Origin of the sequence: Duganella caerulea (assembly GCF_040362985.1) — a bacterium.
GTDB lineage: Bacteria > Pseudomonadota > Gammaproteobacteria > Burkholderiales > Burkholderiaceae_D > Rugamonas > Rugamonas vulcania.
The window spans coordinates 1-3,102 of record NZ_BPWJ01000027.1 but is presented as its reverse complement, the minus strand read 5'-3'; the positions used below and the strand labels follow the sequence as shown (position 1 = coordinate 3,102).

The following is a 3,102-nucleotide window of genomic DNA, read 5'->3' as shown; positions in this document are numbered from 1 at the left end:
TACTTCTCATTCACCATAACCTGCTAAGGTTATAGGGACAAGCCGTACGGGCAATTAGTATCAGTTAGCTTAATGCATTACTGCACTTCCACACCTGACCTATCAACGTCCTGGTCTCGAACGACCCTTCAAAGAGCTCAAGGCTCTGGGAAATCTCATCTTAAGGCAAGTTTCCCGCTTAGATGCTTTCAGCGGTTATCTCTTCCAGACTTAGCTACCCGGCAATGCCACTGGCGTGACAACCGGTACACCAGAGGTCTGTCCACTCCGGTCCTCTCGTACTAGGAGCAGCCCCCTTCAAATTTCCAACGCCCACGGCAGATAGGGACCAAACTGTCTCACGACGTTTTAAACCCAGCTCACGTACCACTTTAAATGGCGAACAGCCATACCCTTGGGACCGGCTACAGCCCCAGGATGTGATGAGCCGACATCGAGGTGCCAAACTCCCCCGTCGATATGAACTCTTGGGAGGAATCAGCCTGTTATCCCCAGAGTACCTTTTATCCGTTGAGCGATGGCCCTTCCATACAGAACCACCGGATCACTATGTCCTACTTTCGTACCTGCTCGACTTGTCAGTCTCGCAGTTAAGCACGCTTATGCCATTGCACTATTAGCACGATGTCCGACCGTACCTAGCGTACCTTCGAACTCCTCCGTTACACTTTAGGAGGAGACCGCCCCAGTCAAACTGCCTACCATGCACTGTCCCCGACCCGGATAACGGGCCAAGGTTAGAACCTCAAATGAACCAGGGTGGTATTTCAAGGATGGCTCCACGAGAACTGGCGTCCCCGCTTCAAAGCCTCCCACCTATCCTACACAGATTGATTCAAAGTCCAATGCAAAGCTACAGTAAAGGTTCATGGGGTCTTTCCGTCTAGCCGCGGGTAGATTGCATCATCACAAACACTTCAACTTCGCTGAGTCTCGGGAGGAGACAGTGTGGCCATCGTTACGCCATTCGTGCAGGTCGGAACTTACCCGACAAGGAATTTCGCTACCTTAGGACCGTTATAGTTACGGCCGCCGTTTACTGGGACTTCAATCAAGAGCTTGCACCCCATCATTTAATCTTCCAGCACCGGGCAGGCGTCACACCCTATACGTCCACTTTCGTGTTTGCAGAGTGCTGTGTTTTTATTAAACAGTCGCAGCCACCAGTTTATTGCAACCCGTTCGCCCTACTGAAGTAAATCAGCCAAGCTACAAGGGCGTACCTTTTCCCGAAGTTACGGTACCAATTTGCCGAGTTCCTTCTCCCGAGTTCTCTCAAGCGCCTTAGAATACTCATCTCGCCCACCTGTGTCGGTTTGCGGTACGGTCTCGTATGACTGAAGCTTAGAGGCTTTTCTTGGAACCACTTCCGATTGCTTCAGCACCTAAGTGCCTCGTCCCACTCCCTTGAATTACGTGCCCGGATTTGCCTAAGCACCTTCTATGAAGCAGAAACTGACTATTCCAACAGTCAGACAACCTTCCGCGATCCGTCCCCCCATCGCATCATACGACGGTGCAGGAATATTAACCTGCTTCCCATCAGCTACGCATCTCTGCCTCGCCTTAGGGGCCGACTCACCCTGCTCCGATGAACGTTGAACAGGAAACCTTGGGCTTACGGCGTGGGGGCTTTTCACCCCCATTATCGCTACTCATGTCAGCATTCGCACTTCTGATACCTCCAGCATCCTTTACAAGACACCTTCGCAGGCTTACAGAACGCTCTCCTACCATATCCTTACGGATATCCGCAGCTTCGGTGACTGGCTTAGCCCCGTTACATCTTCCGCGCAGGACGACTCGATCAGTGAGCTATTACGCTTTCTTTAAATGATGGCTGCTTCTAAGCCAACATCCTGACTGTTTTAGCCTTCCCACTTCGTTTTCCACTTAGCCAATCTTTGGGACCTTAGCTGGCGGTCTGGGTTGTTTCCCTCTTGACGCCGGACGTTAGCACCCGACGTCTGTCTCCCAAGCTCGCACTCATCGGTATTCGGAGTTTGCAATGGTTTGGTAAGTCGCGATGACCCCCTAGCCATAACAGTGCTCTACCCCCGATGGTGATACTTGAGGCACTACCTAAATAGTTTTCGGAGAGAACCAGCTATTTCCAAGTTTGTTTAGCCTTTCACCCCTACCCACAGCTCATCCCCTAATTTTTCAACATTAGTGGGTTCGGACCTCCAGTGCGTGTTACCGCACCTTCATCCTGGCCATGAGTAGATCACTTGGTTTCGGGTCTACACCCAGCGACTATCGCCCTGTTCGGACTCGATTTCTCTACGGCTTCCCGATCTGGTTAACCTTGCCACTGAATGTAAGTCGCTGACCCATTATACAAAAGGTACGCAGTCACGGAACAAGTCCGCTCCTACTGTTTGTATGCACACGGTTTCAGGATCTATTTCACTCCCCTCCCGGGGTTCTTTTCGCCTTTCCCTCACGGTACTGGTTCACTATCGGTCGATTACGAGTATTTAGCCTTGGAGGATGGTCCCCCCATATTCAGACAGGATTTCTCGTGTCCCGCCCTACTTGTCGCACGCTTAGTTCCACACATCGCATTTCGAATACGGGGCTATCACCCGCTATGGCTCCTATTTCCAGAGGATTCTTCTATGCGTCATGCTAAAACGTGCAGGCTCATCCCATTTCGCTCGCCACTACTTTGGGAATCTCGGTTGATTTCTTTTCCTGCAGCTACTTAGATGTTTCAGTTCGCCGCGTTCGCTTTGCATACCTATGTATTCAGTATGCAATGACCTAAAAGGCCGGGTTTCCCCATTCGGAAATCTGCGGATCAAAGCTTGTTTGCTAGCTCCCCGCAGCTTATCGCAAGCTACTACGTCCTTCATCGCCTGTAATCGCCAAGGCATCCACCATGTGCACTTATTCACTTGTCCCTATAACGTTAGCCCCTGCGACTAAACAAGGAGCGGTTATAGAAATAAGAAGTACTACGTTGTTGCGTTTGTTGATACATACAATCATTACCCATCGCATTCGCCTGTCGGCGCTTGCGATCAATAAAAATTTACTTACTTCTTCCAGATTGTTAAAGAACGTACAGCACTTGATCTCTAAAAGATCAAACCTAAA

Annotated in this window: 1 rRNA gene; it reads right to left on the bottom strand. The window is 50.3% G+C overall.

The window, feature by feature from the left end:
- Positions 1-33: 33 nt before the first annotated feature.
- A 23S ribosomal RNA gene (locus tag ACUJB0_RS31645) occupies positions 34-2,906 on the bottom strand.
- Between the last annotated feature and the right edge of the window lie 196 nt (positions 2,907-3,102).